Source organism: Vibrio mimicus CAIM 602 (genome assembly GCF_000338875.1).
GTDB lineage: Bacteria > Pseudomonadota > Gammaproteobacteria > Enterobacterales > Vibrionaceae > Vibrio > Vibrio mimicus.
In genome coordinates this window covers 1-1,950 of record NZ_AOMO01000098.1, presented here as the reverse complement: position 1 = coordinate 1,950, position 1,950 = coordinate 1, and the positions used below count along the sequence as shown (strand labels likewise).

Annotated in this window: 2 protein-coding genes; both read right to left on the bottom strand. The window is 41.1% G+C overall.

From position 1 onward, the window contains the following. Positions 1-261: 261 nt before the first annotated feature. Positions 262-732 carry a hypothetical protein gene (locus tag D908_RS00845; protein WP_005527714.1) on the bottom strand — a complete coding sequence of 157 codons (471 nt, stop codon included), beginning with the start codon at positions 730-732 and terminating at the stop codon, positions 262-264. A 689-nt stretch (positions 733-1,421) separates the two neighbouring features. Then, positions 1,422-1,766 carry a hypothetical protein gene (locus tag D908_RS00850; protein ID WP_005527712.1) on the bottom strand — a complete coding sequence of 115 codons (345 nt, stop codon included), beginning with the start codon at positions 1,764-1,766 and terminating at the stop codon, positions 1,422-1,424. Positions 1,767-1,950 lie beyond the last annotated feature (184 nt).

The following is a 1,950-nucleotide window of genomic DNA, read 5'->3' as shown; positions in this document are numbered from 1 at the left end:
CAGTAGTCATACTGCATAAACGCAACAATTGCCGCTCAGCTGAATATCGAACTGAAAATGTATAAAAACGGATTGTGACATCGGCTGAACACCACCAAACTCCAAAATAAATTGACGCTCTACGCTCTAATTCTTCTTGTTCAATTTCTGTCACGTCATATTCTCCGTATTTATAACGCCGCATTAAGGTGTGAGCAGCGCTTGGCTATACTTGAGCGAAGCGAAACTGCCAAGCGTTGCGAATCACTCTTAAATGCTTTGTTATAACTCTGTTCGTTTTTTCCAATGACTTGTTTTAGTAGAGAAGAAGCCATGCATTTTCCCAACTTTCCCTGATTTAACGAGTTTAGTACCACCAATATTGAGAGATTTATCACCTGTATAGTAAATTTGCTCTACTCGTAAAGCACATTGCTTGCCATTAAAGTCAACGTAGTCAACAAAGTCGCCTAACACTAATGAATATTTAGCTTTAGCGTATTGCTCCGTTAAATCGTTTTGATTATTTTCAATCTCTTGATAAATAGACGTTAAACGCTCTTCAACTTGCGTCATAACCTGCAACGTGCAAGCCAGAAATTGTCTATTCTCATCGGAAATATCTAGTGCTAGTGTCTTTTCGATGCGATCTCTGTTGTTGTAAAAATCTTCTAAATCACTATATGCCGACTCGTATGAATCGAAGCCCTCTTTAGCAGTCTCTAATTGCTTTTCTAGTACATCTAATTCCAATTAATTTCTCCAAACTTCAGTGAGTTATAACGCCCAATTAAGTAGTGAGCAACGCAATATAAAAGCTACCGCATTTCGCCTTAAACACAAAACTCACTGCAAACCAAAACTGCCACGCGTTGCGAATCTGCTTGAATTGTTTGTTATGCTATTTTTCGGCAATGCTAAATTGGCTAACGAAAACATTACCTTAAACACGAAAAAGCACAAACACGCAGATAACTTTTTGTGATTCAAGAACCAACGAATTCAACATTTCATAAAAAGGCCGACACAAACGCGGAACGCTGATTTACAGGGAAGAATAGGCTTTTACTTTCCCGAAACTTAACGAGCCAAAGATTCAGCGAATACCGACTTTCCGTAAACTTGCCCTTTCCACACTTTGCGCCCGAAAAACATCCCGCGCCCAAATTCGATTTTCAATGAGGCAATTCCCCGAACTTTGGCATGTTTTACGGTTGAAGTGATTCAAGAATTTGAGCCAACAATGCTGATTTGCCGACACCGAAAAACGGATTGCCGAAGAGATTAAATTAGAAGAAACCTAAAAGTTTTGCCTTGTCGCATAACGCCCGCCTAAGGGGCTGGCAACGCATTACCACTAAACCCAAACACAACAACTGCAACCGCCGCGGCTCAATGGGACTGGAAACGCCACGCGTTGACAGTCCCTCTTGAGGCGTTTGTTATACGTTTTGGTAGATGTCATGCAAGTACTCTGATTCAATGTCATTTATCAGCGAGTCTCCGATGACCAATTGAATATTCATCGAACTATTGTCGCTAGCTATTGACCTAACACCATCAAGCACACAAAACATACCGAAAACCGATTCGCGCACCGCATCCTCAATAAGGCTCTGAACCAACGCCTGATCACCTGAGGGCAATGACTTAAACCACTTAGATTGTTCGAGTAAACGCTTATCGGGAGATCTACCGGGTGGATCAAATAAATTTTCAATAATATTTTCTACCGAAGAAGACTCAACAACTTCTTTGATGACTTTAACAAATTCTACTTTATCCATAGTTTCTCTGAAGCGTATAACGCTGCGTTAAGGGGTGAATGCCGCCTAAACTAACCTTCCGCAGACCACTTTCACCACCAAAACCAACCGCATACCAAAAATGCCACGCGGCATGAATCCCTCTTGAACGCCTTGTTATGCTTAAGCTTCAAAGGGTTACGTTTGACCAGAACCAAGATTAACT